1 protein-coding gene is annotated in these 3,328 nt (G+C 60.6%); it reads right to left on the bottom strand.

The window, feature by feature from the left end:
- The coding region (locus tag ABX749_RS26865; protein WP_372898722.1) for a hypothetical protein at positions 1-3,328 on the bottom strand (3,328 nt) is incomplete at both ends.

Raw genomic sequence — 3,328 nt, 5'->3', positions numbered from 1 at the left:
CCGTTCGTCGATCTCGCTGTCGTCATCCTCGTACTCGTCTGGCTCGTCCTCGATGTAAACCTTCTTGACCACGGGTTTGGGCTTGCGCTCGACGGGCGGTCGGGGTTTCTCGACAGCTTTGGCCACCGGTTGTGGCTTGGCTGCTGGTTGAGGTTGGGTTGGCGGCTCGACCGCCACGACGGGTTCGGGTTGGGCAACCGGCTCGGGTTCAGGCTGGGGTTCAACTGCGACGGGCTGTTCCGGTTCCTGCGCTTCGACCTCGGCATAGACTTCTTCGGCCGGTTCCTCGTCGGCCTCGTCATACTCCTGCTGCGGAACGTCTTCGTCTTCGAAGTCTTCTTCGTCGTAATGTTCGTCCGCTTCCGGCATCAAAATCGTGGCCCGGCCGGGGACGCCTTGGGGCGGCAGTTGGCGGACTTCGACATCGATCGAATGGAAAATGTCCACGATGTGGTCGTGGCAGGTGAACATCATCACCTGGTGTCCCAGTTCGGCAAACGTTTTGAGCGTCTCGGCGGCGTGCAGGGCGCGATCGCCGTCGAAGTTGACCAGCACGTCGTCGAGGATCAGGGGCAACATCACACCGCGTCGCGCGTAGGCCGCGGCCAGCGACAGACGCAGCGCGATGAAGACGGCTTCGCGTGTTCCCCGGCTGAGCACTTCCAGTGAGATGGGGTTGCCGTCGGCGCCGTCGATGTTCAGTTGGTTCGTGCCCAACGGGGTCCAAATCCGCGTGTATTTTCCGTCGGTCAATTGGGCCAAGAACGACGACGCTTCTCGCAACGTTTCGGGTTGGCGTTCGCGTTCAAATTTGCCACACACCTCTTCGACCAGGCAACTTGCGGTGGCCAGAGTTTGCCAGCGCTGTGCCAGCGTTTGGATCTTTCGATTGATGCAGCCGAGTTCCAGTTGCGCGACCATCAGACGATTGTCGTCGGCCAGGTGTTTCATGTCGGCGGCGCATTCACCGATCTGGGTTTGCAGCGTCGCGATTCGCTGTTGCGTTTCGGCCGTTCGCGAGGTCAGCGATTCCCATTTGCGTTCCAGGTCGGCTTGGGTCACGCCTTCGATTTCTTGTTTCACCGCGTCATAGGAGAGGTTGCCGGTGACCATGGAGCGGATTTGTTTATCGACCGCGGCGTGTTGATCCTTCAGCTGGGCCAAACTGGCCTTGCTGTCGACCATTTGATAGAACTGTTCGGGCGTCGCGACGCCGCACTTGGCCCACAGGGCGCGGCGTTGTTGTTCGCCGCGTTCGATCGCCCGGGAATAAGAAGCGTGCTGTCGTTTGAGCTGTGCATCCTGTTCCTTGAGGTCGCGACGACGTTTGATCCAATGCCGTTGTCGCTGGACCTCTTCTTGCAGGTGGTTGAGCTGTTCCAGCGGACCGACGCGACTGGCACGTCGCAGCGCGTGTTCCGTGGGCGGCGTCGTGTCGGCCGCGCGGGTGGTCGAGGCGTCTTGGGAACCCTTGTCGCCGCTGGTCGGTTCGCCCGTGGCGCGCTGCTGATCTTGATCGCTGATTTCGAGCGATTCCAGATAAAGCGATTCGATCCGTTTGGCGATGCCTTGGCGTTCCCGCTGGCGTTGATCCTTCTCGCTCTGCAATTCTTCCAGTCGCCGCAGACTGCCTTGCAGCGTTTCGTATCCTTCGCTCAGCTTGCGGACACTGCGAGGTGACATCGATTCGGCGAGCCCGAGTTTTCGGAGCGTGGCCGACCACTCGCGGCGGGCGGCTTTCAGCTGCTCGGCCGCTTTGACCGCCTTGGCCCGCGACGTTTCATAGGCCTGTTTGGCTGCGGCGTGGGAATGGTAGGACGGCATGCTGGCTTCCAGATCGTTGAGCAGCAGTTCGGCCTGACGGACGCGAAATTCGATCGGTTGGGTGCTGCCGGGCAGCTCCGATTCGACATCGTCCTGTTCGGCTTCCAGCTCACGGATCTGCTTTCTCAGCATGTCGATTTGACGGTCACAGTCTTCACGGTCGATGGCCGTGGAGCGATGATTGTTTTGTTTGCTGAAGAAATACAGCGTGATGGACATCAACCCGAACAGCATCCAGACCATGCCGGCGGTCGGCGTCGGCTCGCCCGCCAAGAACCAGTTGATCCCCAGGAAATGGGAAAACGCCACGATCAGGCAACAACCGCCGACGACAAACGGCAGCCCCATCAACAGCAGACTGTCGATCGGCAAGACCTCGGCGGTCGACAGGTCGACCGATTCGTTTTCAAGCGATCGATAGTGCCGTTTCAGTTTGTCAATGTGTTCGCCCAGTTGCAGCGCACGGCGGAGCGAAGCCAGGTGCTCATTTTCCTGACGGATCGCCTGCTGCAGATCCGTGGCCCGGGTGCGTTGCAGGACTTCGCCGAGTTCTTCGTCGAAGTGCTCCATGCGTTTCTTGTGTTCGACGCCTTCGCCCCGCGCCTGTTTGAGCAGGAACAGTTGCTCTTTGACGCGTTTGGCCGGTCCGGCGAGGGCAGCCAGCGTTTGGCGTGACAGGTCGGGCATCTGCGACGCGTCGCCGTTGAGCAGCGCGTCGCGGTCTTCTTCACTGAGCCCCAATTGTTCGGCGTCCGCGATCAGTTGATTGCGGGCTTTCAGGATTTGCGTGTCGACCTTTTCGAGTTGCTCTTCTAAGGCTTCGACCCACGTCGCCTGTTCGGTCGCCGCTTCGATGCGGCCTTGCAGGTCTAACATTCGCGCGCTGACGGGCAGCTGCGCCGCTTTCTCGCGCAGCGAGCGGCGTTTCGCCTTCACCTCTTCCAACTTGCCGCGACGATCTTGGATCATCGCTTCGATTTGCACCAGTTGGCCCGGTGCTTCGTCGGGCAGATGCGTCTCGGCTTCGATCGCCGCGATTTCACCGGCGATGCGGGTTCGATCGGTCCATTGGTCGAAAACGCTGATCGCCGCTTCGACGTGTCGCGCTTCGCGTTCCCAGGCCGTGATCCGCGCCGCCAGATCGCTGATTTCTTTCTGCTGGGTTTGCCGCAGGCTGGCCAGTTCGCTCCAACGCCGACTCTGGCCGGTCAATCGCTGGACTTCGTCCCGCAAGCCTTCTCGCCGTCGAAGCAAGGCTTCCAGTTTGTCGGCATCGGCTTTGGAGTTTTGGGAGGCATGACCGATCAGGGATTTGCGGCCGTCGCGTAACGATCGAATCACGTCGACCAACGAGACGCGATCCAGTCCGCTGGAAAGCTTGTACAACTCGTCCGCCGCGGCGGTGTCATCGAGCGTATTGAGCTCTTGCAATTCGCGCATGCCGATCGCGAACACGTTGGTGAAGATCGGTTCGTCGATCTGGCCGAGCAGCATGCTCAACCGG

It is taken from the genome of Stieleria sp. (assembly GCF_041595215.1).
GTDB lineage: Bacteria > Planctomycetota > Planctomycetia > Pirellulales > Pirellulaceae > Stieleria > Stieleria magnilauensis.
The sequence above is the reverse complement of the archived record's forward strand: the minus strand, read 5'-3'. Positions and strand labels throughout refer to the sequence as shown.